Source organism: Mesorhizobium ciceri biovar biserrulae WSM1271 (assembly GCF_000185905.1).
Classification (GTDB): domain Bacteria; phylum Pseudomonadota; class Alphaproteobacteria; order Rhizobiales; family Rhizobiaceae; genus Mesorhizobium; species Mesorhizobium ciceri.
Map to the genome: position 1 here is coordinate 1,990,086 of NC_014923.1, position 23,514 is coordinate 2,013,599.

The window sequence follows — 23,514 nt, forward strand, 5'->3', positions numbered from 1 at the left end:
CACGATGAAAGGCCGGCGAACGCTGGGACGCTGCGAAGCAGCGGGGACCCAGCCGGATGGTTTTATTTCCCGGCCAGCGGCACGCCGGGCTTGAACAGCAGAATGGGCCTGATCTCGTAAACGGCGGTGGGATTGACGCGGCGAAGGTCGCGGGCGATCGCGATGGCCTCGTCTCGCGTGGCGCAGTCGACGACATAGAGCCCGAGCAACTGTTCCTTGGTTTCGGCGAACGGACCGTCGATGATCACACCGTCGCCCGGGCCGCGCAGGGTGATGGCATCCTGTGTCGCGCCCAGACGCGCGGACGGTCCAAGCGTGCCCTCCTCATGAAGCCGGGTGTTGATCTTCAGCAGGTCGGCCATAAGTGCTGCATCTTCCTGCGGCGTCAGCGCCTTGATCGCATCTTCCACGTGATAGGCAAGGATTGCGTAGAACATTTTATGTCACCTGCTTCGATCCTGATCCAGGGAGCGTAGCGGTTCCCGACACGCCCGCCCAGCCTTGGCCGTGCGTGTCCGGACAGATCATGACACCATCATGGTCGCCAGCCGCAACCATCCGGAAAGAGGCCACCGGCCCGCTTTCAAACCTACTTCGCCAGGAACGCTCCGATCCGCTCCAGTGCGCGCAAGATGTTCTCCTCGGAATTGGCGTAGGAGAGCCTGATATAGCCTTCGCCGAGAATGCCGAAATCGGGGCCGCCGATCAGCGCCACGCCGGCCTCGTCGAGCAGCGCCGAGGCGAGCTTCTTGGCCTTCCAGCCGGTCTTCGAGACGTTGGGGAAGGCGTAGAACGCGCCCTTGGGCGTGATGCAGGATATGTTGGGCAGGGCGTTCAGTCCCTCGACGACGATCTTCCGGCGGCGGTCGAAGGCGCGCATCATCTCGTCGACGTCGTCCTGCGGGCCGTCGATGGCGGCGATGCCGGCAAACTGGCTCGGCGCGTTGACGCAGGACCAGCAATTGACCGCCAGCTTGCGCACCTTGTCGTAGAGATGGGCGCCCTTGTCGCCATTCGGCCAGATCGACCAGCCCATGCGCCAGCCGGTCATCGCCCAGGTCTTCGACCAGCCATTGAGCACGATCAGCCGGTCGCGGATTTCGGGAAAGCCGAGCAGCGAGCAATGCGTCTCGCCATCATAGGTCATGACGTCGTAGATCTCGTCGGAGAGGATGGCGACCTGCGGATGCGCCTCCAGCCCCTTGACCAGTTTCTCGATCTCGGCGCGAGGCGTGACGCCGCCGGTCGGATTGGCGGGCGAGTTGAGGATCAGCAGCCTGGTCTTCGAGGTGATCAGCGCCAGCGTCTCCTCGGCCGAGAAGGCAAAGCCGTTTTCTTCGCGCATCGGCACGGGAATGGGTGCCGCACCCGTGAACTCGATCATCGAGCGGTAGATGGGAAAGCCGGGGTCCGGGTAGAGGATCTCGGCGCCGGGCTCGCCGAACATCAGGATCGCGGCGAACATGGTCGGCTTGCCGCCGGGCAGGATCATCACCGTTTCGGGCGATATCTCGACACCGGTGGTGGTCAGCGTGCGGCGCACCACCGCCTCGCGCGTCGCCAGCAGGCCATTGGCCGGCGTGTAGCCGTGATGGCCGTCGCGCAGCGCCTTGATCGCCGCCTCGACGATGTGCTGCGGCGTCTTGAAGTCGGGCTGGCCGATGCCGAGATTGACGATGTCGCGGCCTTGTTGGGCAAGTGCTGTGGCCTTCGCAAGCACGGCGAAGGCGTTTTCCTCGCCAAGGCGGTCGAAGGCCGAAATCGTGTGGAGCATTTTTCCCGTCCGTGTGGTTCTTGCTGTTGGGTCGCGTTTTTGTGAGCCTCAGCCCGCAAAAGTCAAACGGATTGGAGCATTCGGTGTCGGAAAATCTGAAGGATTGGCAACCGCGTCCGCGGCCCGAACGCAAGACCATCGACGGTCGATACGTCCGGCTTGAACCGCTGAGCGCTGCAAAACACGGCGACGGCCTCTATGAAGCGTCCTCCGTGTCCGATATCGACGACCGCTTCGCCTGGTTGCCCGACTATCCGCCGGAGACCCGCGCCGCCTTCCAGCCATGGCTGGACAAAGTCGAAGCCAGCGAGGATCCGCTGTTCTTCACCGTCATCGACAAGGCCAGCGGCAAGGTCGCCGGACGCCAGACGCTGATGCGCATCGATCCGGCCTACGGCGTCATCGAGATCGGCAACATCTATTGGGGACCGCTCATCTCGCGCAAGCCGGGAGCAACCGAAGCGCAGTTCCTGTTCATGAAATACATCTTCGACGGGCTCGGCTATCGCCGCTACGAATGGAAGTGCAACAACCGCAACGAGCCATCGAAGCGGGCCGCCGAGCGGTTCGGCTTCAAGTTCGAAGGCATTTTCCGCCAGCATCTCATCGTCAAGGGTGAAAACCGCGACACTGCGTGGTATTCGATCATCGACAAGGAGTGGCCGGCGCTGCGCAGTGCCTATGAGGCGTGGCTCGATCCGGCCAATTTCGATGGCGACGGCCGGCAGAAGCGACGGCTCGAGGATTTTCGCGCGGAATTCGGCGCTTAGGAGTTCACTATTGGCACATACCCACGATCACACTGGGCACGGTCACGGCCCTGGTCATGTGCATGGCTCGACCGACAAGAAACGCGTTCTGATCGCAGCCTGCCTGACCGGCGGCTTCATGGTCGCCGAGGCGCTTGGCGGCATCCTCACGGGCTCGCTGGCGCTGCTGGCCGATGCCGGCCACATGCTCGCCGATTCGATCGCGCTCGGCCTTGCCTGGTATGCGTTTCATCTTGGCGGCCGGCCGGCGACCGTTCGCCTCACCTATGGCTTCGGCCGGGTCAAGACGCTGGTGGCCTATACCAACGGCATCGCCATCTTCGTCATCGCGCTGTGGATCGTCTATGAGGCCTGGGGACGCCTGCAGGCGCCGGCGCCGGTGCTTGGCGGGCCGATGCTGGTGGTGGCGATCCTCGGCCTGCTGGTGAACCTCGGCTCGTTCTTCGTGCTGCATGGCGGCGACCGCGAGAGCCTGAACATGCGCGGCGCCATTCTGCATGTGCTTGGCGACCTGCTCGGCTCGGCCGCCGCCATCGTTGCGGCGCTGGTCATTCTGGCGACCGGCTGGACGCCGATCGACCCGATCCTGTCGGTCCTGGTTTCACTGCTGATCCTCTACACGGCGTGGTCGCTGATGCGGGAGGCCGCCCATGTCCTGCTCGAGGGCGTGCCGCCAAGCCTCGACCGAGATCTGATCGCCAGCGATATCGAGGCGACCATCCAGGGCGTGCGCGAAGTGCACCACATGCATGTCTGGTCGCTCGACGGGACCAGCAACATGGCGACGCTGCATGCCTGTCTCGACGAGGGCGTCGATGCGCATCAGGCGGTGAGTGCCGTCAAGAAGCGGCTTGCCAGCGAGCACGGCATCAGCCATGCCACCGTGGAACCGGAATTCGGCCAATGCGCCGACGATGGCGACGAGCACGACCACGGGCACGAGCATGAAGCGGCTGCATATCACGACCACCATCACTAGGACCGGATCGATCGATGTCGATCGTCCTGCCTCAGGAGTTGCAAAACCTTGAAAACCAGCTTGACGAACGCCCATCCTCCGGACGCGGCATGATGGACCGCGACACCAGGAACGCGGTCATCGCCGCCGCGTGGATCATGCTGCTGTTCGGTATAGGCGCCTACTATCTGCCGACCGTGATGCTGGCACTCGGCAGCCTTTCCACTGTGCTGGCCGGCGCCTTTGGCATCGTCTTCGTGCTGGCGTTCTTCTCGGTGTTCTGGCTGCGCGCCCGCAACCAGCGCAAAAACCAGGGTAAATAGGCAAGGGATTTTCGACATGCGCATTCTGATCACTGGCGCCGCGGGTATGGTCGGCCGCAAGCTCATCGCCCGGCTGGCCAAGGACGGGACGCTGCGCGGGGGCAAGATCACCGCGCTCGATCTCCACGATATCGTGCCGCCACAGGCGCCGAGCCTGGATGGCGTCAGCGTCACGCTGCACACCGGCGATCTCGCCGAAGCGGGTGCCACCGAGCGCCTGGTCGCATCGCGCCCCGACGTCGTGTTCCACCTTGCCGGCATCGTGTCGGGCGAGGCGGAAGCGAATTTCGATCTCGGCTACCGCGTCAATCTCGATGGCACGCGCGCCCTGTTCGATGCCATCCGGGTGGCGGGCTTTGCGCCGCGCGTCGTCTTCACCTCGTCGATCGCGGTGTTCGGCGCGCCGTTCCCGGACGTCATTCCCGATGACTTCCATCCGACGCCGCTGACCTCTTATGGTACCCAGAAGCAGATGAGCGAAGCGCTGCTGGCCGACTATTCCAGGCGCGGGTTCTTCGACGGTATCGGCATCCGGCTGCCGACAATCTGCGTGCGGCCGGGCAAGCCGAACAAGGCGGCGTCCGGCTTCTTCTCGGGCATCATCCGCGAGCCGTTGAGCGGCCATGAGGCGATCCTGCCGGTGCCGCGCTCGGTCGTGCACACGCATGCCAGCCCGCGCTCGGCGGTGAACTTCCTGATCCATGCGGCGGGGATCGACGGCAGCGCTGTCGGGCCACGCCGCAATCTGACGATGCCCGGCGTCGCCGTCACCGTCGGCGAGCAGATCGAGGCGCTGGAACGCATCGCCGGGCCGAAGGCGGTAAGCCTGATCCGCGAGGTTCCGGATGACACGATCTGGGCGATCGTCAAGGGCTGGCCGACGCGCTTCGAGGCAAAGCGGTCGCGGGAGCTCGGCTTCAGCGCCGAAAAGAGTTTTGACGAGATCATCCGCGCTCACATCGAGGATGAGCTCGGCGGCAAGATCGCGGGTTAAACTCCGACCCTCGTGGCGTCGGGCATCATCCGCCGCTCGCCAGGCTTGCCGACAGCAGCAGCAGTCCGAACAGGAACACGAAGGCGGCGCCGCCGATCTCGACGATCGAGTGGATGCGGTTGCCCATGCGGCCGTCGCCGGCGAAATAGACCGCCCAGTTCTTGGCGGTCACCGCCAGCGTCGCCAGTGCCGAAACGGTGATGGCGGTGCCCAGCGACATTGCCAGCACCGACAGCAGGCCGCCGAGCCAGAGGCCGTTGAGCAGGGCGAAGCTGAGCACGATCAGCGCGCCGGAGCAGGGGCGGATGCCGACCGCCGCCACCGCTGTCCAGGCCGTGCGCCAGTCGAAGCGGTCGCCTGACAGCAGCGCCGGATCGGGTGCGTGCGAATGGCCGCAGGTGTCGCAGACTTCGCCGGCCGCGTGATCGTGATGAGCATGATCGTGTTCGGCATGATCGTGATGATCGTGATGATCGTGCGAAGGGCCGTGCACATGGTCATGCGCGTGCAGCGCGTGCGAATGGGCATGCGCCGAATGGCTGTGAGCTGCATGGGAATGGCCGGCATGCGAATGCGCGCCGTGCGAATGACCCCCATGAGAATGACCCCCATGAGAATGACCGGCGTGAGAATGGCCGGCATGAGCCGCCGACAGGCTGTAGGCCGGGCCCTTGCCGAACAGACGCAGGACGGCGGGGCCGAGTTTGCGCCACAGCAGCCAGGCGCCGAACAGGGTGACGAAGACAAAGCTCATGATCTCCATGAACCAGGCTGCGTCCGTCATCGAGACGGAGGTGCCGCGCAGGACGAAATAGGCGACCCCCATCACCGCGACCGCGGTCAGGCCCTGCAGCAGCGCCGAGACGAAGGACAAGAGGATGCCGCGCCGCAACGCCACTTCATTGGCCACCATGTAGGACGAGATCACCGCCTTGCCGTGACCGGGGCCGGCGGCATGGAAAATACCGTAGGCGAAGGACAGGCCGACGAGTATCCAGATCTTGCTGCCGTCCTGGCGCATCGCCTTCATCGCCGTTGCCAGCGCGCGGTAGAATTCCTGCTGCCTGAGATTGATCCACATCAGGATATGGGCGAACGGGCCGGTGGTGGGCGCCATGCCGTCATTGACGCCGATGCCGAGCGAACTCTGGGCATGAGCCGCGTCGGCGAAATGCATCATGGCGACTGTGAGGGCCAACAGGCCGAATGCCAAACGCAGGGACGGTTTCGTCACCGGCTTCATCCTTCTGGCTGACAGGTCAGTTCGAGCTTGGTGGCGAAGATCTTGCTCATATCGGTGCCGGTCGGGTCATTGAAAAAGGCATCGGTGAGGGTCTTCTGGTTTTCCTTGATGGCCTCGTCGGGGTCGGGACGGACCACCTTGCTGGTGCAGTTCGAGGGCAGGCCTTCGACCGTGATGTTGGAGTCCTCGGTGAAGTCGATCGCCGTGTAGAATGTCGGATCGTAGACGCCGATATCGATTTTGCCGTTGAGCTTGATCGGCAGCTTCGGTTCGGACTCGAACAGGATGATCAGCTGGTCGTTGTCGAAATTGGCCATCAGATGCGGCGGCGGCGTCATCGCCACGTCCTTGCCGTCGACGGTGACGAGCTGGAAGTAATTGAACTCCGCCAACGAGGCATGAACGGTGTCGGCGACTTCCTTCAGCTCCTTGTCGTCGAGCTTCAGGTCGGAGTTCTTGTCGAATTCCATCATCACCGTCGAGGAAAACAGATCGTCGAAGCGCCAGAGATGACGCAGAGCCTTCACGCTTTGGTGATCCGGGGAGAGGATCACATCGAGGCGAGCCTCGGCGAAGACGTGTGGATGCACGTAAGCGGGTCCAGTGGCGGCAAAGCTAGCCGCCAAGGCCGAAGCCAGCATGATTGCGTGCCGTTTCAGGTGCATTCTCGGTCGCGATTCCCTAGGCCTCGGAAGAGTTGCCGAGAGTTACCAGAAAGGGGGCGAAATTGGGACCGCTGCTCGGCTGAAGTGGGTCAGGCAACTTCACCCGTCCTGAACCACTGCACCAGGAAGTCGACGAAAACGCGGACCTTGGCCGGCAGATAGCGGCGGTGCGGGTAGACGGCGAAGATGCCGCCGCCCGACAGGATACGGTCATCTATCACCGACACCAGCCGGCCGCTCGCGAGGTCGGGCGCGGCAATGAAATCCGGCAGGACGGTGAATCCCAGCCCGGACACGGCCGCGGCTCTCGCCGTCATCGGGCTGTTGACCTCGATCGGACCCGACACCGAAACGCTGACCGGATCGCCATTGTCGCCCTTGAACGGCCAGTTGTTCAGTCCGCGGCCATTGGTGTCGACGATGCAAGGCATGCGGCTGAGATCCTGCGGCCGTGTCGGCGTGCCGTGCTTGGCGATCAGTTCGGGGGAGGCGCAGAGCTTTATCGAAAACGGCGCCAGACGCCTGGCGATCAGCGACGAGTTCTCCAGCCGCGAGATGCGCACCGCAAGGTCGAAGCCTTCCTCGACCAGATCGACGAAGCGGTCGTCGAGCTGGATGTCGAGCACGATGTCGGGATGCTGCTTGGCGAAGTCGATCAGCGACTGGCCGATCGGCGCGTCGGCGAAGGTGCGCGGCGCCGACAGCTTGATCCGGCCGCGCACGTCGCCGGAGGATTCGCGCACCGCGTCGGCCAGGCTGTCGACCTCGCGCACGATCTCCGAGGCGCGCCGGTAATAGGTGTGGCCGGCCTCGGTCATCGAGAACTGGCGCGTGGTGCGGTTGAGCAGCAAAGCGCCGAGTTCGTCCTCCAACTCGCGCACATATTTCGACAGCAAGGCCTTGGAGCGGCCGATCTTGCGCGCCGCCGCCGAAAAGCCCTCGGCCTCGACCACGTCGATGAAGGCACGCATGCGCGTCAGTGTGTCCATGGTCAGGCCTTTCGTGCCGCGTCGAGAAGTTTCCGGCCGAGCCGTATCAGGGCAATGTCGCTGCCGGAAGGGCCAAGCAGCGACAGGCCGAACGGGGCGCCGGCGACCGAGCCGATGGGCAGTGTGATCTGTGGAAAACCGGACAGGCCGGCCAGGCACAGAAGCTGGAGCGCCCGTTCGCGATAGGCCTGGAACTGCTCCGGCGTGCTGTCCACGTAAGGCGCCGGACCAGGCACCGTCGGCAAGACAAGGAAGCCGTCCTTGCCGAGCAGGGCGCTCAGTTCGCCGCGAAAGGTCAGACGCCGCACCTTCTCGGCCTGGGCTGTCTTGTCGTCGACGGCGCGGCCGAAGCCGAATCGCTCCTCGACGCCGGGGCCGAGGTCGCGCTCGCCGCTGGTGATCCATTCGCCATGCACCGCCCAGGCCTCCTTGGCCTGCAGCCGGCGAAAGCACCAGTAAAGTTCATCGGGAGATGAGGAGAAGCGGATTGCCGGCGTCGCCGGCGCGCCGAAAACCGCGCCCGCCAGCCCCTTCATTCCGGCATATTCGGCCAGCGCCGGGCGGGCGACCAGCCCGTCCAGCCAATCCAGCGCCAGCGGCCGGTCCAACACGTGCTGGTGCGGATCGCGGCCGAGCAGCAGCTTGCCGACGGTCTCGTAGGTCTCGATGTCGTCGGCGAACCAGCCGAACGTGTCGAGGCTCGGCGCCAGCTTCATCGTGCCGTCGAGCGAAATGCGGCCATGCGTGGTGCGCAGCCCGATCAGTCCGCAAAAGCTCGCCGGCGCGCGGATCGAGCCGCCGGTGTCGGAACCAGTGGCGATATCGGCCAGCCTGCCCGCCACCGCCGCCGCCGACCCCGATGAGGAGCCGCCGGTGACGCGGTCGGGTGCCGCCGGGTTCACCGGAAACGAGAAATGCGCATTCTGACCGAACAGCGCGAAGGCGAGCTCGTCGGTCTGCGTCTTGCCGACGAAGCGTGCGCCGGCATCGAGGATCATCTGCACGGCGGGTGCGGTGCGCGAGGCTGCGTGGCTTTCGGCGAATTTTTGCAAATTGCCGCAACCGGTGCGGTAGCCGGCGACGTCGTATATGTCCTTGACGGCCAGCCGCAGGCCGGCCAGCGGGCCAAGCTGGGCATGTGCCACGGGCATCTGGCGAAGATCGAGAAAGGCGTTGAGAGGGCCGTGCGTGCCTGTCATCGTTCGATATCCGGATACGGTTGCCGCAACATTGTTCGACGCCAGAAATTTTACAACCTGCGATACGATTTTTATTGATTGTGAAAGTCTTCGCCCTTATATCGCGCTTGCCCAAAGTCGCACGTGCCTGTGGGTGTCCGCCGATCCTCGAATGGTGAGGGAAATCGGTAAGGTAACTGGAGCCAACCCCTCCAGTCGGTCTAGCGGCCAACCGCCAGCCCGAGGACACCTTGAAGCAACGACGGTGCGGGCCTTTCTGGTGTTCTGCCGGTTGTCCAAAAACCGGGGTTACTGAAGAGGCACACCTTCATTGCCGGCAGTGCGGACGGGTCTCCCATCCAAGCCAAGGCAGACAAAGCGAACCGAGGCCGGGCAAGGCCAAGGTTCACCGCCGCGAGACGGCGCTTCATGGTTCCGGGGTCTCCACCGGCTGGTTCCATGGATTTCCGTCCCGCCTTTGTCCACCGCGAGTTCGCGAGGCCGACAGCCCGCGTCCCGCAGCCTTATTGCGCGCCGAAAGGCGCTGATGGAGAGACCCCGATGGCCACCCAGCGCATCCTTGACTTCCTCGCCACCCGACGTCCGACCGGCCCCTGCCTCGTCGTCGACCTCGATGTCGTGCGCGACAATTTCCGCGCCTTCGAGAAGGCGCTGCCCGATTCCAGGATCTACTATGCGGTGAAAGCAAACCCGGCGCCGGAAATCCTGCGCCTGCTTGCTGCGATGGGCTCGTCCTTCGACACCGCTTCCGTTGCCGAAGTCGAGATGGCGATGGACGCTGGTGCGCCGGCGGACCGCATCTCCTTCGGCAACACCATCAAGAAGGAGCGTGACATCGCACGCGCCTACCAGCTCGGCATCCGCCTGTTCGCCGTCGATTGCGTCGAAGAGGTCGAGAAGATCGCCCGCGTCGCGCCCGGTGCGCGCGTGTTCTGCCGCGTGCTGACCGATGGCGAGGGCGCCGAGTGGCCGCTGTCGCGCAAGTTCGGCTGCGTGCCGGCGATGGCCGTAGACGTGCTGCGCCATGCCAAGGGGCTCGGCCTCGACGCCTATGGCGTGTCGTTCCATGTCGGCTCGCAGCAGACCGACCTGACCGCCTGGGACCGTGCGTTGGCCGACGCCAAGGTGGTGTTCGCGACGCTCGCCGAGGAAGGCATCGTCTTGAAGATGGTCAATATGGGCGGTGGTTTCCCGACGCGCTATCTGCGTGACGTGCCGGCCGCCCAGGCCTATGGCCAGGCGATCTTCTCGGCGCTGCGCAAGCATTTCGGCAATGCCATTCCGGAGACCATCATCGAGCCGGGCCGTGGCATGGTCGGCAATGCCGGCGTCATCAAGTCGGAAGTCGTGCTGATCTCGAAGAAGGCCGCCAACGACAATGTGCGCTGGGTGTTCCTCGACATCGGCAAGTTCGGCGGTCTGGCCGAGACGATGGACGAGGCGATCCGCTACCCGATCGTCACCGCGCATGACGGCACGGAGACCGCACCTTGCGTGCTCGCCGGCCCGACCTGCGATTCGGCCGACGTGATGTACGAGAAGACGCCCTATCCGCTGCCTTTGTCGCTGACCATCGGCGACGAGGTGCTGATCGAAGGCACCGGCGCCTACACGACCACCTACTCGGCGGTCGCCTTCAACGGCTTCGAGCCTCTCCGATCCTACGTGATCTGACGGCGCTTGCTCAGCGCATTTTCGAACGGCGAACCGGACACAACTTCGCCTGAAAATGCGCTGAGAGAGCCGATCAGATCATCCCAGGTGGGCGACTTTCGTCCACCCGGGCTCGCCTGTGGAACAGATCTCCGCTCGCCAGGGATTACGGAAATGGAAATGCCAGTTGAAATTGGGGGCCACGCACCGGCCTTTATGATGGTTGCCGAAACCGCCGCCGATGTTTCGGCGCGCGAGGCGTTGCTCGATCGGGCCATGGGGCCGAAGCGCAGGAAAAAGTCGTCGGAGAAGCTGCGGCGTGGCCGGCGGCCCTCGGAAGGCCTGGCCTTCGTCGCCCGCGATGCTTCGGGCGGCGTCGCCGGCACCGTGCGGCTGTGGGACGTCAGGCTGGGCGAGGGCGGTGCGGCCGCGCTGCTGCTTGGCCCGCTTGCCGTCGATCCGTCGCTCAAGAACGCCGGCATCGGCTCGGCCCTGATGCGCCATGCCATCGCCGAGGCGGCACGTCTTGGCCATGCCGCGATCCTTCTGGTCGGCGATGCGCCCTATTACGCGCGCTTCGGCTTCTCGGCCGAGAAGACCGGTTCACTTGCCATGCCGGGACCCTATGAGCGGCACCGCCTGCTGGCGCTGGAACTGGTGGAAGGCGCGCTTGACGGCGTGCACGGCACGCTGAAGGCTGCCGGCCGCAAGCTGAAGGCGCAGGCCTTGACATCGGCGGCCTGAGATACGAAGCCGCCAGCATTTCATGCAAAAACGCCGCCCGAAAAGGCGGCGTTTTTTCGCGATTGGTGGGCGCCACCTTGGGCGCCTGCATGCCTTCAGCCGATCAGTTGGCTGAGCGCCATGGCAACGGTCATGTCGCCTTCGACCTTTATCTTGCCGGTCATGAACGCCATTGTCGGGTTCAGGTCGCCAGCGATCAGCGAATCGAGATCGTCGAGCGAGAGCTTGATGGTGCAGTCGGTGGGTGCATCGGTGTTCGAGACGGTTGCGCCGTCGATGACGATGACGCCGTCGCTGCCGGTGTCGAATTTCACGGAACGATCGAACCCGCTGCTGGCCACGCGCGACTTGATCTTCTCGGCAATCTCCTGAACGCTCACGCTGTTCTCCTTGTCTGGTTGCATCTGTCTCGCAACGGCGCTTCGATCCAGCCGAAGCCCGTGCCGCGGTTTCGCGATCACGGTCGCTGCCGCATATAGCTTTGGGTTGACGTTTACGTCAACGCGAATTCAGGCGGTTGGTTCCTGCCGTTGCGGCAGGCGAGCATGGAGGAGGCCGGGAATGCGAGCCCGGCAACTCAGTGTTCCTTGAACGCCTTGGTCATTTCGCTCGCCGTCTCGCTTTTCTTGCGGCGCAGCCAGTTGTCGCGGATTTCGTCCTTCGACAGGAAATTGACCTGGTCGATCAGAACCTCATGCACCAAAGGCGCCCCGACACGCGTGTTGACGGTATCGCGGATGGCGGCGCGGAAGGCATCGAGATCGATCGTCGCCTTGTTGGTGAAGTCGATCTGCGGATTGGAATAGAGGTAGGAATAAACCTGGTCGGTGATCAGCGCTTCGGCGGGAATGGACAGTTTCTTGATCTGCTCGGGTTCGACCGTGTAGACAAGCTTGGTCAGGAAATAGCCGCCGATCTCGGAATCGCGGATCAGCGGCACCGAAATGATGTCGGTCTTGACGTAGTCGAGGCCGCCCAGCATCGGCTTCGGCGTTTCGCCGACACCGCGCTCGCCGGCCGCCTGGAAAGAATAGAACACGGCGCCCAGCGTTGCGGCGCAGATCCAGACGGCGATGGCGATGACCTTGATCATCGGGCCTTGTCAGTCCCTTGGTCAGTCCCTTGCAATGGCAACGCGGCACGGCGCCGCTGCCGAGGCAGGATCTCCGACGTGTCGCCTGTGTTCGCCATCACGCCTTTATCCAGCCGAACTCGCCGGCGGAATAGGTGCCGTCGGTCTCGGCGCGCTGGATGGCGTGCCGCAGCAGGCTGGCGACTTCGTTGACCGCGCTGAGATGCGCCAGGATCGCCGCTTCGTTCTTCGCCAGCTTCTGGCGCAGCCGGGTCAGGCCCTCGCGGTGCTGCTCGAGGAATTCGGCTTCGCTGCCGCCCTTCATGGCGCGGGTCAACTCGTAGAGGTAGCGGCTCTTGCGGGCGTTCGATGCCTTGAGATCATAGTTGGTGGCGTTGCGGATGCCTGCCGTCTCTTCCTCGACCACTTCCTCGATGCGGCCGATGATGGCGGCGAGGTTGCCGGGCCGCGCGAACGGGATCGGCGCTTCCGACGTGGTCGTGCGTGCTGGCAGGTTGGGGGTGGATTCCGAAAAGTCGGCCATGGCGTTTCCCAGTTTAGATCTTGATATTTGTTTTTATGGTCGTCTCGTCACCGGTCATCGATCCCGCAGCCTTGCGCTGCAATTGATGGACCAGCGAGGTCGACAGGCTGTTTTGCTGGTCGACCTCGGTCTTTTCCGGCCCGCCCGAAACCGGACCGACGGGCACGACGCGCTTGCCTTCGAGATAGTGGTCGGCGAGCATCGATTTGGCGATGCCGATGCCGCCGCGTTCGGCCATCACGTCGGCCACCCGCTCGGCAAGCTGCGATTTCCACATGTCGCCGGCCAGGCCCTTGCCGTAGACGCCCTCGGTGTCCTTGGGCAGCATGTTCTGGATGAAGGTCTGCAGCACCATCGCCTCGAACTTCTTGAATTTCTTGGCCGGGTCGGTTGCGGCGGCGGCCTTGTCGGCGGTGGCGCGCGACAGGATCGAGCCGGCATCGACGGAAGCGGCGGTGTCGAGTGAAAACGTGCCCGCAGCGCCGCCGGCCCGCTTTGCCAGCGCGGCGCGGGCGGTCTCGATATCCGCCGGGTCGACGGCTCGGGCCACATCCATAACGATGTCGCTGGGTGGAGAAATCGCCAAGAAAGTCCGCCTTTTACCGGTTTTCCCTGACCAGACCATGCCTCAACAAGCTTGTGGCAGGCTTGCGGGAAGGAGAGGGAGCGGAGTGCGGGGATCGGATCGAAGCTGCCGGCCGAGGGGGGGATTTCCGCCCCAGCCTCACTCCTTGACCGCCCCCGTCATCGAGGAGACGTAGTGCTCGACAAAGAATGAATAGAGCACCACCACCGGCAGGGAGCCGATCAGCGCGCCTGCCATCAGGGCTCCCCATTCATAGACGTCCGAACGTACCAGCTCGGTAAGTACGCCGACCGGCACGGTTTTGTTTTCGGACGACTGGATAAAGGTCAAGGCGTAGATGAATTCGTTCCATGACAGGGTGAAGGCGAAGATGCCGGCGGAGATCAGGCCGGGCACCGACAGCGGTAGAACTATCTTGGTCAGGATTTGCCAGCGGCTCGCTCCGTCGATCAGCGCGCATTCTTCCAGTTCGAAGGGTATCGAGCGGAAGTAGCCCATCAAGAGCCACGTGCAGAATGGAATGAGGAACGTCGGATAGGTGAGGATCAGTGCGAACGGCGTATCGTAAAGGCCGAGGTTGAACACCATTACCGACAGTGGAATGAACAGAATCGAGGGCGGCACGAGATAGGCCAGGAAGATCGCCAAGCCGACCTGCCGCGCCCCGGAAAACCTCAAGCGTTCGATCGCATAGGCTGCGAACACCGCCGCCAGCAGCGACAGGAAAGTTGCGGCGGTCGAGATGATGATCGTGTTGAGAAGCCAACCCGGATAGGACGTCTCGAAGAGCAGATACCGAATATGCTCGAGCGTCGGATGGACGACCCAGAACGGGTTGAAATTGGCATAATCCGTCATCTCGAGATTTGGTTTCACCGCCGTGATCGTCATCCAGTAGAACGGGAACAGCAACACGATGACGAAGATCAGGAGCGGCAGATAAACGGTCACCACGCGCCGGGGCAGGCTCTGGAGATAGCCCATGCCGCCTTCATCCGTGTTCGGACGGTTGCTCGTTTCGATCGCGGCCATGTCAGTCTCCACCGCCCTGCTGCCATTTACGACGTTGCAGCCCGAAATAGCTGAAAAGGATCGCCGCAAGCAGGAACGGGATCATCGCCACCGCGATCGCGGCTCCCTCGCCAAGCTGGCCGCCGGAAATGCCGCGCTGGAACGAGAGCGTCGCCATCAGATGGGTGGCATTCACCGGCCCGCCGCGAGTCAGCACATAGATCAGCTGGAAATCGGTGAAGGTGAACAGGACCGAAAAGGTCATGGTGATGGCGATGATCGGCGTCAGCAACGGCAGCGTCACATAGCGGAACAACTGCCAACGGCTGGCGCCGTCGAGCGTCGCGGCCTCGTAAAGCGATTGGGGAATCGTCTGCAGGCCGGCCAGCAGCGTGATGGCCACGAAAGGAATGCCGCGCCAGACATTGGCGGCGATCACCGAGGCGCGTGCGTTCTCCGGATCGCCAAGGAAATTGATGCGGTGGTCGATCAATCCCATCTGCTGCAGCGCCCAGGAGAGGATGGAGAACTGCGAATCGTAGATCCACCAGAAGGCGATGGCCGAGAGCACCGTCGGCACCACCCACGGCAGCAGGACAATCGCGCGGAAGAACGATTTGAAGGGAAGGTTCTGGTTGAGGAGGAGCGCCAGCCAGAGGCCGAGCGCGAATTTCAGGATCGAAGCGCTGATCGTGTAGAGCAAGGTGTTGAAGACGGAGAGCCAGAAGACGGCGTCGCTCCACAGATATTCATAGTTTTCGATGCCGATGAAGATGCCGGGGCGGCCGATGCGGGCGTCGGTGAAGCCGAGCCAGACGCCGAGCCCCAGCGGATAGGTCAGGAAGACAAGCAGCAGTGCAGCCGCCGGAAGCATGAAGCCGAAGCCAAGTGCGTTCCGGCTTTCGCTCCAGCGCGATAGAATCCGTGAGAAGATCGAAGATCGCGGCTGGATAGCAGCTGACGGCACGGCCATGGGTCGGCTCCTGCTGAGGTCTCATTGATCGGCCGGATCGGCCGCGACGCAATCCGAAGCCAGCCGGGCAGCCGCGCTGCCCGGCTGAACCGGCTCAAACGCGATAATAGCGATTTGCCCGCTTCTCGGCCTCTTCCATTGCCTCTTGCGGCGTCGCCTGGCCGGTCACCGCTTTGGCGAACATATCGACCAGCACGTAGTCGGCCATGGTTGCCGCCGAAGCATAGCCGAGCGGCCCGGCATAGCCGTTAGGCCGCAGAGTAGCCGAAGCCTTGGCGTAAGCGGCGTTGTTGGGATCGGCAGTCCATACCGGGTTGTTGTCGAATGCCTTCAGGGTCTGGCAGCAATATCCGGCCGAGGAGGTGATCCAGTCCTTCATTTGCGGTTCCTCGAACATGAACTGCAAATACGCCTTGGCCGCGTTGGGGTAGGGCGTGTAATTGAAGATGACAGCCGTGGTCACCTGGAACAATTCGACGGATTTGCCGACAGGACCAATGGGCAGGTTGGTGGTGCGTATGTCCTTGGCGATTTCAGCCAGCTTCGGATCATTGTCCTTATTGATTTTGGCGGTGTTATAGGCCGAGATGCCGTTGGCGATGACAGCCAGTTCGCCGGCCAGGAAGGCGCGGTTGTTGTTGACGTCGAGCCAGCTTTCCGTGCCTGGAATGAAGGTCTTGTAGAGTTCCTGCGCGTATTCGATGGCCTTGAGGGTCTCGGGGCTGTTGATCGTTACCTTGCCGCTCTCGTCGACCATCTGGCCGCCATGGCTCCACAGCAGCCAATGAGCATAGTTGTTGCCGTCGCCGACGCCATGGCCATGCGTGAAGCCGGCCGGATGTCCCTTCGCCTGCAAGGCCTTGCAAAGTTCCAGGAAGCCTTTCGTGTCCTTGGGAAACTCCGAAAAGCCGGCCTCTTTCACCCAGCTTTCCCGATAGACGATGGCGTTTCCGATCGTGGCCAGTGGCAGGCCGATGAATTTGCCTTCCCGGGTCGCATATTGCTTTGGTCCATCATGCCAGCCGCCGTATTTCGAGCCGAGATACTCGCCCAGTTCGCTCACGTCGTGCAGCTTGTCGGGATATTGGTGCGGGTCATCGAACCAGACGAACATCAGGTCGGGGCCGGAGCCGACATTTGCCGCGACTGCCGCCTTGGGGCGAATGTCCTCCCAACTTTCCTTGTCGACGCGGACCGCGACACCGGTCGCTTCGGTGAAGCGCTTGGTGTTGGCCAGCCATTGGTCCTCGTCGCCCTGGACGAAGGGCGACCAGCGCAGCAGTCTAAGCTTGGCGCCATCCTCGGGTTTGTATTTCGGTCCGTCCTGGGCAAGGGCCGGAGAGCTGATGAACCGACTTCCCAAGGCACCCGCCGCCGCGCCGGCGGTGGTGCGGATCACGTCACGTCTGGTGAACTTCATGCTCGTTTCCTCCTGCTTGTTGTCCTTGCCTGTGGTCCTACTGATCGGCACGTGTTTGGAACCTCTGTCCGGTTTCTCCGTGAAAGAGATGGATGAGGCCGGGCTCGGCCGTAAGCCGGATGGTTTCGCCCGGCGTGAAGGAATGTCGTTCCCGGAAATTCGCGACGATCTCTTCGCCGCCGGCTGTCCGGCCGATGAGCTGCACTTCGGACCCGGTTGGTTCAACCACCGCGACGGTGACCGGAATGCCCTGGTCGTCGGACAGCCGCAAATGCTCGGGCCTTATTCCCAGCACCACAGGCTCGCCATTGGGGATGGAAAGTGCCGAGGCCAACGGGACTGAAAACCCCCCGGCGCCGCGGAACGAGGGTGAGCCGTCAATAGCGATCTCGCCCCTCAGCAAATTCATGGCCGGCGAGCCGATGAAGCTGGCGACAAAAAGATTGTTCGGCCGGTCATAGAGTTCCAGCGGCGGCCCTATCTGCTCGACGATGCCGTCATGCATGACCACGATCTTGTCAGCCATGGTCATGGCCTCGATCTGGTCGTGCGTGACGTAGACTGTCGTGGTCTTGAGGCGCTGGTGCAGTTCCTTGATCTCGGCGCGCATCTGCACCCTGAGTTTGGCGTCGAGATTGGACAGCGGTTCGTCGAAGAGAAAGACCGCCGGATCACGCACGATCGCGCGGCCCATGGCGACGCGCTGGCGCTGGCCGCCGGAAAGCTGCCGAGGATAGCGCGCCAGCAACGGCACCAGCCCAAGGATTTCGGCCGCGCGGTGCACGCCTGCATCGCTCTCCGGCTTGGAAACTCCTTTGAGCATCAGCGAGAACGCCATGTTCTCGGCAACGGTCATGTGTGGGTAGAGCGCATAGTTCTGGAAGACCATGGCGACGTCGCGCTCCTTGGGCGCAACGTTGTTGACGACACGTTCGCCAATCGCGATCTGGCCGCGTGAAATCTTTTCCAGGCCGGCGATCATTCTGAGAAGGGTTGATTTTCCGCAGCCCGATGGCCCGACCAGTGTGACGAACTCGCCGTCCTCGATGTTCACGCTGACCCCGTGCAGGATCTCGACAGCGCCGAATGATTTGTAGACTTCGCCAATTGCGACAGACGCCATCGATCCTCCCAACAAATTCCTGCGACGTCGTCGAAGGAACAACGCTTCCGCTAGCGACAGCCCTGGCTCCTCCCAGGCTCACGCTAGGCCGAAACGGTAGCGCTACCAAACCGGGCTGTAAAGCGTTTAGGGGAAAGCCGAACCTTGGGAGGGTCCGCTTCGCGCCACACAATCCTCCCAGCTGCTCCTGCGTCCGCTTCTGCGCGATCAAGTCCGGCACCTGCGGTCGCAGCGTTCGCATTCATCACAGTTGCGCACGTCCTTGTAGGCTCGCTCGACCGGCGGCGATAAGGCTGGCTTCCTGCCTGGCGCTCGCGAGGTTCGCTTCCTGGCGTACGACCGCCTGGGCGATGCGACAAGCGGATTGAATAGCCCCTTTTCGTAAGGGGCAGTCATTCCGGAACGATCCTTCCCGCTTGATTAGAATTCCACGTTGAGTTTTGCATTGAAGCCGTTCTGCTGGACGCCGGAGCCGAACTGACCCTGGTAGGCGACGCTGAGGGTCGCGGCATCGGTCAGGTTGAGATCGAGCCCCGCTTCGATGGCGGCACTGTCCTTGGCGATCGGCACGCCAGCGATCGTGAAGGCATCACCGGCAGAGAAGGCATGTGTGCTGGTCGGTATGACGTCGCCATAGGCATGGCGCCAGCCCAGCATGCCGCGCGCTGTGGCATTGATGGCGCCGAGCGTGAAGCCGGCGGAGGCTCTGAGACCAAGCGTGGTGAAGGTGGCGTCGGTGGTCTGGCTTGCACTGGTCAATGCCGCCGCACCGCCCTTTTCCGTGAAGCCGTCCGTATGCAGGTTGACATAAGCGAGGTTGGCAAAAGGCTCGAAGGCCGCGACTGGCGTATCGATGCGATAGCCGAGTTCCCCGAACGCCTGGAAGGTGCCAGCGTTGTAGTCGCCGCTCAGGCTGTCGGCAAAGCCGGGCATGGCCACCGAGCGCGATGTCTTCATGTCATGCCACGTATAGGCAAGCCCGGAGCGGAAGGCGAGAGCGCCCCGCTGCGTGCCACCATAAAGGCCGAGATGATAATTGTCGCTCGAGCCTGACGAGGATCGGCCGTCGGCATCGAAGCTCGTGTGGCTGTAGCCAGTCATGATGCCAAGCCGCACATCCTCCACGACAAGGCCGTCGACGCCGGTAAGAAAGCCGCCGGTGGAGGTATCGAGGCCTGCGGCATTGCCGTCGCCGTCGAAGGTGCCCCATGACCCGAAAGCCGTGCCCCAGGCGGCAAAGCGATCGGTGGTGGCAGGCGCCAGCACCGGACCGCCTTCGCCATAGGCCAGCACCGGGATTGCCGGGATCCCTACCCCCTCGAAGGCCGCGCGCAGGCGATCATTGATGGCATTGCGGACAAAATGGCTGTCCTCGATCAGCGCCGATTTGGCGGACGCATGGATCTCGCCAGATAACGCATCGAAGGCTTCGCGTGCGGTTTCATCGTCCGGCAGGCCGGCGATTGCATCGTAGATCGGGTTGCCCGGCCCGGCGCTTTCGGCGCCATTGGCGGTGGCACACTGGTTGCGGGTGCCGGCCACGTCGCAGAACGACACGTCATTGCGGGCAACGTCGAGATAGATATTACTGGCGTCATAGGCGAGTGCCAGGTCGACAAACGGGGCGTTCTGGTCGAACGCATCATAGGTGCCGGTCACGCCTTGATCCGCGCTCAGGATCGTGTAGCGGGTTCCGGCACTGTAGCCGCCCGGCGCCTTGAGCGCGAAGACGGTGCCACCCTGGATGGTGGCTTTGCCCGTCACGTCGATCAGGTCGGAATTGCCGGCCGGATTGATCTCGACTTCGTAGGTCGAGCCTATCTCCTGCGTGTAATCGCCTGACACATTCAGCGTGCCGATCGAATTGCCCGGCGTAATCGTGCCGCCATAAGCGATCGTGGTCGTACCCACCGTTCCCGAACCGCCGAGCGTGCCGCCGGCTGCAACCGCAATGGCGCCAGCAATGCTTGCCCCGGAATGGCTGCCGTCGTCGACAACGAGCTTGCCGCCGCCGATGGTGGTCAGACCGGTATAGGTGCTGACGCCGTTCAGCGTCAGCGTGCCGGCGCCGGTCTTGACGAGGCTCCCTCCGATGCCAGTGCTGCCATCCTGGATGACGCCGCCGATGGTGTCGTTCTTATCCAATCCGCCAAGCGTCAGCGACTTCGAGCCGAGAAAGACGAGACCATCGCCCGAAAGCGAGCCAATCGCGATACCGTCCGACGTCATTTCGGAGATGTCGACCTTTCCCCCCGTATCGTTGATGATCGCGGCCCCATCCGCCGTGTTAGCGCCATGGAAGCCAACGAAGCCGCCCTTGTTGGTGATGGCGGCGCTGCCGGCAGACGCGGTGTCGTAGAAGTCGAGCGTTCCTTGGATTGTAACGCCAATCGTGGCATTGGCGGCGCTCGAATTGCCGTTGAAGGACGTCCTGCTACCATTGCCGGTGATCGAAGCCGCACCGGCCGATGTTTCGTCGTTGAAGTTGATGCGGCTTTGGGTAGTGACGATCGTCGCCGTTCCCGCCGACGCACTGCCATCGAAGCGCATCGTTGCGTTTGTTTCCATGACGATGTCGAGGCTCTCGGCGCTTGCATCATTGATGAAGCGGAGGTCACCGGCCTTGACATTCACCGGTCCGCTGCCCAGCGCGCCTGTCGTCGCCGCGGTGATGAATCCTGCCGAAACCGTCGTCCCACCGGCGTAGCTGTTGGCGCTCGAAAGCACCAGCCCGCCGGCCCCGGTCTTGGTGAGCGCGCCGGTCCCGGAGATGACGCCGTTCGCCGTCAGGTCGGCATCGGTCTGGAACGTCCCACCGCCGGCATCCAGGGTGACGTTGCGCGCCGTCGCGAACGCCGCCGTGTTCCGCAGCGTGCCGCCATCGAATGTCAGGGCACCGCTTGCAGCGCCGAGATTGGCATCGGAAGAAACGGAAATAATCCCGCCTAGAAGCCGCGTGCCGCCCTGATAGCTGTTGCTGCCTTCCAGGACGAGCGTGCCGCCTTGCGTCTTGCTGACCCCGCCCGCGCCGGTAATCGTCGTCGCGATGGTGGCTGCCGTGCCGGCCAGCACGCGGATCTCGGCATTGCCATCGGCGCTGTCGGAACCATCTATCGCGAGCGTGCCGGAACCTTCCAGGCGGTAGCCGCTGTCGACGAATTGCAGGCCCTTGAAGCTTTGCGCTCCTTCGACGGCGATCGTGCCGCCGTCGAAGCCGCCCGGTTCGTTCTTGAACACCGCATGGTTTCCTGCCCAGGAGACGAGAGTATCGCCGCCCTGGTTCAGCCATTTTTCGTTCGTGGTGTTCCAGGTCCCGTCGCCGCCTTGCCAGTGCTGCAGCGTGTCGTCGCCGGCCGCTCCGATGAAGAGGTCGACATTGCCGCCGCCCGCGTGGATCTCATAGGCGGCCGGATCGGAAAGCGGCGGCTTCGTGCCGATCTCCAGGCCGTTGTCGGTGAGGCTGCCGCCATAGGTCATCAGCCGGTAATAGCCGAGGCCCGCCGTGCCATCGGCCACGTCGCCGCTCTGCGCAAGATTGAGCGTACCGTCGAGCGTCAGATTGCCACTCACCCCGATGCGGTCGCTTATCCCCGGAGAGTCGGTTGAACCGCCTGGATTGCCGAATTCGTAATCGAGAATCGACCCTGAAGAGAGGCCCAGATTTCCGGCAACCGTCAGCGTACCCACCGAATTGCCTGGCGCGATATGCCCGCCATCGGCAACCGTCGTCGTGCCCACCGTGCCCGAGCCACCGAGCGTGGCGCCGTCCTCGACATTGATCGTGCCACCGAGGAAGCCGGCACTGGCATGGTTCCCGACAAGAAGCGTGCCGCCTGCAACAGTGGTGGCACCGGTGAAGCTGGAACTGTCTGCAGCCAAAACGGTCGTGCCGCTTTCATGGAGGATGGTCCCCAAGCCGGTCAGGGAAGGGCTGAAAATCAGATCGGACCCATCGGGATTTCCCAGATGATTGAACACAACCGTGCCTGTGCCAGCGCCAAAAGCTATCGATGCCGCATCAACCGTGCCGGCGGCCTTCGCCACTTCCCCACTTGCCGCACCGATGTTGAGCGTTCCGAATGATCCTGGCTGGGCCGCCAACCCAACGATAGCAGGACCCCCGGCAAGCGAAACCTGCCCGCCCTCCGACAGAGTCAGCGTGCCCTTGCCCAAGACGCCAACGGCAATGATGGAGTCGCCTGTCCAAACCGACCCGGGGCCCGTAATATTCACAATTCCGGTGGCTTGAGCATCCCAACCAACAATGGCGTTGTTGCCGCTGGAAACCTGCCCGCCATTTTCAATGCTGAGCGATCCATTGCCAAAGAGACCAACTGCGATGGCATCAACGAGTGTCCAACCCGAATCATTTCCGGAAATCACCGCGGAGCCAGTGCTGCCCGCGCCATACGCCACAACTCCCGAATCGTTGAAAACCTGACCGCCATTCTCGACGATCAAGCTCCCTTTCCCTTTGGAATCCCCATTGGAATCCCCGACCCTAAGGACGTCGGCAGTCCAGGTGGCCGACCCTGAAACTCTTGCGGTTGCCCACTCGTCCGGATCAGTTCCGTCAGTAGCAATGATCCCGGTAAAAGAGGTGAGCTGTGTGTCGATGTCGAGCGTGCCCCCCATGACGCCCAGGTTGCCCGCGAGGTCGGAAGCGTCGCCTGACAGCGTCAGCGTACCGGCGCCGGCCTTGCCGAAATGGCCGGGGCCGGTAATGGTCCCGGCATAGGTACCGTCGCTCGCCTGGTCGAAGACGACGGCGCCGGTGTTCACGCCTGAGAAGGTGAGATTGCCGCCGAAGCTGTTGGTGTCGCCGACCAAGGTGCCTTGATCGATGGTCCAGTCCTGCGCACCCGTGCCGGTCAGGGTCACGGTATTCGTCCCGGCCTTGTTAAAGCTCGTGAAGCCGACGAACTCGTCACTCGCGCCTACGGTGGCCGTATTCACGAGCTTCGAGACATCGAAGGCCGGCGTGGAAGGCAGCGTGTCATAATCCCCGAGCATCAATGAGCCGGTCGCGCCACTCTCCACCACGACATTGCCGGTGATAATCGAGCCGTTTCGCAGGGAAAGCGTGTTGGCGCCGCCGGTGAAGGTGATGGCGTTAGCCCGGCCAAAGAAAGAATCTCCCCCAGTAATCTCCCCAACGTTAAGCACCGCCAAATTGGCCCCAACGATGCCGGTACCACCGTTTCCATTGCTGGGCGTCAGGGGAATATAGCCGGGGGCGCCGCCACTGCCGGTTCCGCCAGCAGGGCCGTTAGAGCCGCCGGCATGGCCACCGTTGCCCTCGCCGCCAATGATCACTCCGCTGTTAAAAACCGTCCCACCATTTCTGAGGTCGATCGCTGCACCGGCGGATGCAGAAACCCCGGCGCGGCCACCGGTAATGCGACCGTCGTTGACGATGCTGCCAGAATCTCCCATCACAATGGCTGTTCCGCCGGTGGCTAAAGCCCCGCCC

21 protein-coding genes are annotated in these 23,514 nt (G+C 63.2%); 6 read left to right on the top strand and 15 right to left on the bottom strand.

Annotation, left to right across the window (positions count from 1 at the left end; all coding sequences use genetic code 11):
• Window positions 1-62 precede the first annotated feature (62 nt).
• Window positions 63-437 carry a YciI family protein gene (locus tag MESCI_RS09565; protein WP_013529744.1) on the bottom strand — a complete coding sequence of 125 codons (375 nt, stop codon included), beginning with the start codon at window positions 435-437 and terminating at the stop codon, window positions 63-65.
• A gap of 152 nt (window positions 438-589) precedes the next feature.
• Window positions 590-1,774, bottom strand: a complete 1,185-nt coding sequence (locus MESCI_RS09570; protein ID WP_013529745.1) for a pyridoxal phosphate-dependent aminotransferase — start codon at window positions 1,772-1,774, stop codon at window positions 590-592.
• Window positions 1,775-1,857: 83 nt separating this feature from the next.
• On the opposite strand from MESCI_RS09570, the gene MESCI_RS09575 reads away from it, so the two are divergent.
• The 4 genes from MESCI_RS09575 (at window position 1,858) to denD (ending at window position 4,819) form a co-directional block, all read left to right on the top strand.
• Window positions 1,858-2,544: a GNAT family N-acetyltransferase gene (locus tag MESCI_RS09575; RefSeq protein WP_013529746.1), complete on the top strand. Its 687-nt coding sequence runs from the start codon at window positions 1,858-1,860 to the stop codon at window positions 2,542-2,544.
• A gap of 10 nt (window positions 2,545-2,554) precedes the next feature.
• Window positions 2,555-3,523 (top strand): cation diffusion facilitator family transporter, encoded by a 969-nt coding sequence (locus MESCI_RS09580; RefSeq protein ID WP_013529747.1) that lies wholly within the window; start codon window positions 2,555-2,557, stop codon window positions 3,521-3,523.
• An 89-nt stretch (window positions 3,524-3,612) separates the two neighbouring features.
• Complete coding sequence (locus tag MESCI_RS09585; protein ID WP_013529748.1) at window positions 3,613-3,825, top strand: hypothetical protein; 213 nt, start codon at window positions 3,613-3,615, stop codon at window positions 3,823-3,825.
• A gap of 16 nt (window positions 3,826-3,841) precedes the next feature.
• Window positions 3,842-4,819 carry a D-erythronate dehydrogenase gene (gene denD, locus MESCI_RS09590; protein ID WP_013529749.1) on the top strand — a complete coding sequence of 326 codons (978 nt, stop codon included), beginning with the start codon at window positions 3,842-3,844 and terminating at the stop codon, window positions 4,817-4,819.
• A gap of 25 nt (window positions 4,820-4,844) precedes the next feature.
• Here the strand turns inward: denD and MESCI_RS09595 are convergent, their stop codons facing one another.
• The 4 genes from MESCI_RS09595 to MESCI_RS09610 form a co-directional block, all read right to left on the bottom strand.
• The gene (locus tag MESCI_RS09595; protein ID WP_013529750.1) at window positions 4,845-6,062 is read right to left on the bottom strand and encodes a nickel/cobalt transporter; all 1,218 of its coding nucleotides are present in this window, start codon (window positions 6,060-6,062) and stop codon (window positions 4,845-4,847) included.
• Entirely contained in the window at window positions 6,059-6,727 is a 669-nt protein-coding gene (locus MESCI_RS09600; RefSeq protein ID WP_013529751.1) for a DUF1007 family protein, read from the bottom strand. Before MESCI_RS09600 ends, MESCI_RS09595 begins: the two co-directional genes overlap by 4 nt.
• Before the next feature lie 89 nt (window positions 6,728-6,816).
• On the bottom strand, window positions 6,817-7,716 hold the full coding sequence (locus tag MESCI_RS09605; RefSeq protein WP_013529752.1) for a LysR family transcriptional regulator: 900 nt from the start codon (window positions 7,714-7,716) through the stop codon (window positions 6,817-6,819).
• A 2-nt stretch (window positions 7,717-7,718) separates the two neighbouring features.
• The gene (locus MESCI_RS09610; RefSeq protein WP_013529753.1) at window positions 7,719-8,915 is read right to left on the bottom strand and encodes an amidase; all 1,197 of its coding nucleotides are present in this window, start codon (window positions 8,913-8,915) and stop codon (window positions 7,719-7,721) included.
• Window positions 8,916-9,455: 540 nt separating this feature from the next.
• Between MESCI_RS09610 and odc2 the strand changes: the two genes are divergently transcribed.
• Both odc2 and MESCI_RS09620 read left to right on the top strand, forming a co-directional pair.
• Entirely contained in the window at window positions 9,456-10,589 is a 1,134-nt protein-coding gene (gene odc2 / locus MESCI_RS09615; protein ID WP_013529754.1) for an ornithine/lysine decarboxylase, read from the top strand.
• Window positions 10,590-10,742: 153 nt separating this feature from the next.
• Entirely contained in the window at window positions 10,743-11,312 is a 570-nt protein-coding gene (locus MESCI_RS09620) for a GNAT family N-acetyltransferase (protein WP_013529755.1), read from the top strand.
• 95 nt (window positions 11,313-11,407) lie between these two features.
• Here the strand turns inward: MESCI_RS09620 and MESCI_RS09625 are convergent, their stop codons facing one another.
• From MESCI_RS09625 to MESCI_RS09665, 9 genes are all read right to left on the bottom strand, one after another.
• Entirely contained in the window at window positions 11,408-11,692 is a 285-nt protein-coding gene (locus MESCI_RS09625; RefSeq protein WP_013529756.1) for an SCP2 sterol-binding domain-containing protein, read from the bottom strand.
• A 197-nt stretch (window positions 11,693-11,889) separates the two neighbouring features.
• Window positions 11,890-12,405, bottom strand: a complete 516-nt coding sequence (locus tag MESCI_RS09630) for a hypothetical protein (protein ID WP_013529757.1) — start codon at window positions 12,403-12,405, stop codon at window positions 11,890-11,892.
• 97 nt (window positions 12,406-12,502) lie between these two features.
• A complete protein-coding gene (locus MESCI_RS09635) occupies window positions 12,503-12,928 on the bottom strand; it encodes a hypothetical protein (RefSeq protein WP_013529758.1) in 426 nt (141 codons plus the stop codon).
• A gap of 13 nt (window positions 12,929-12,941) precedes the next feature.
• Window positions 12,942-13,553, bottom strand: coding sequence for a rod-binding protein (locus MESCI_RS09640; RefSeq protein WP_032899024.1), 612 nt, complete (start codon window positions 13,551-13,553; stop codon window positions 12,942-12,944).
• A 99-nt stretch (window positions 13,554-13,652) separates the two neighbouring features.
• Entirely contained in the window at window positions 13,653-14,546 is an 894-nt protein-coding gene (locus tag MESCI_RS09645) for a carbohydrate ABC transporter permease (RefSeq protein WP_013529760.1), read from the bottom strand.
• A 1-nt stretch (window position 14,547) separates the two neighbouring features.
• A complete protein-coding gene (locus MESCI_RS09650; RefSeq protein ID WP_420828973.1) occupies window positions 14,548-15,399 on the bottom strand; it encodes a carbohydrate ABC transporter permease in 852 nt (283 codons plus the stop codon).
• A gap of 193 nt (window positions 15,400-15,592) precedes the next feature.
• On the bottom strand, window positions 15,593-16,918 hold the full coding sequence (locus tag MESCI_RS09655; RefSeq protein WP_013529762.1) for an ABC transporter substrate-binding protein: 1,326 nt from the start codon (window positions 16,916-16,918) through the stop codon (window positions 15,593-15,595).
• 37 nt (window positions 16,919-16,955) lie between these two features.
• Window positions 16,956-18,041 (bottom strand): ABC transporter ATP-binding protein, encoded by a 1,086-nt coding sequence (locus tag MESCI_RS09660; protein WP_013529763.1) that lies wholly within the window; start codon window positions 18,039-18,041, stop codon window positions 16,956-16,958.
• A 420-nt stretch (window positions 18,042-18,461) separates the two neighbouring features.
• Window positions 18,462-23,477, bottom strand: a complete 5,016-nt coding sequence (locus MESCI_RS09665; RefSeq protein WP_245268630.1) for an autotransporter domain-containing protein — start codon at window positions 23,475-23,477, stop codon at window positions 18,462-18,464.
• Between the last annotated feature and the right edge of the window lie 37 nt (window positions 23,478-23,514).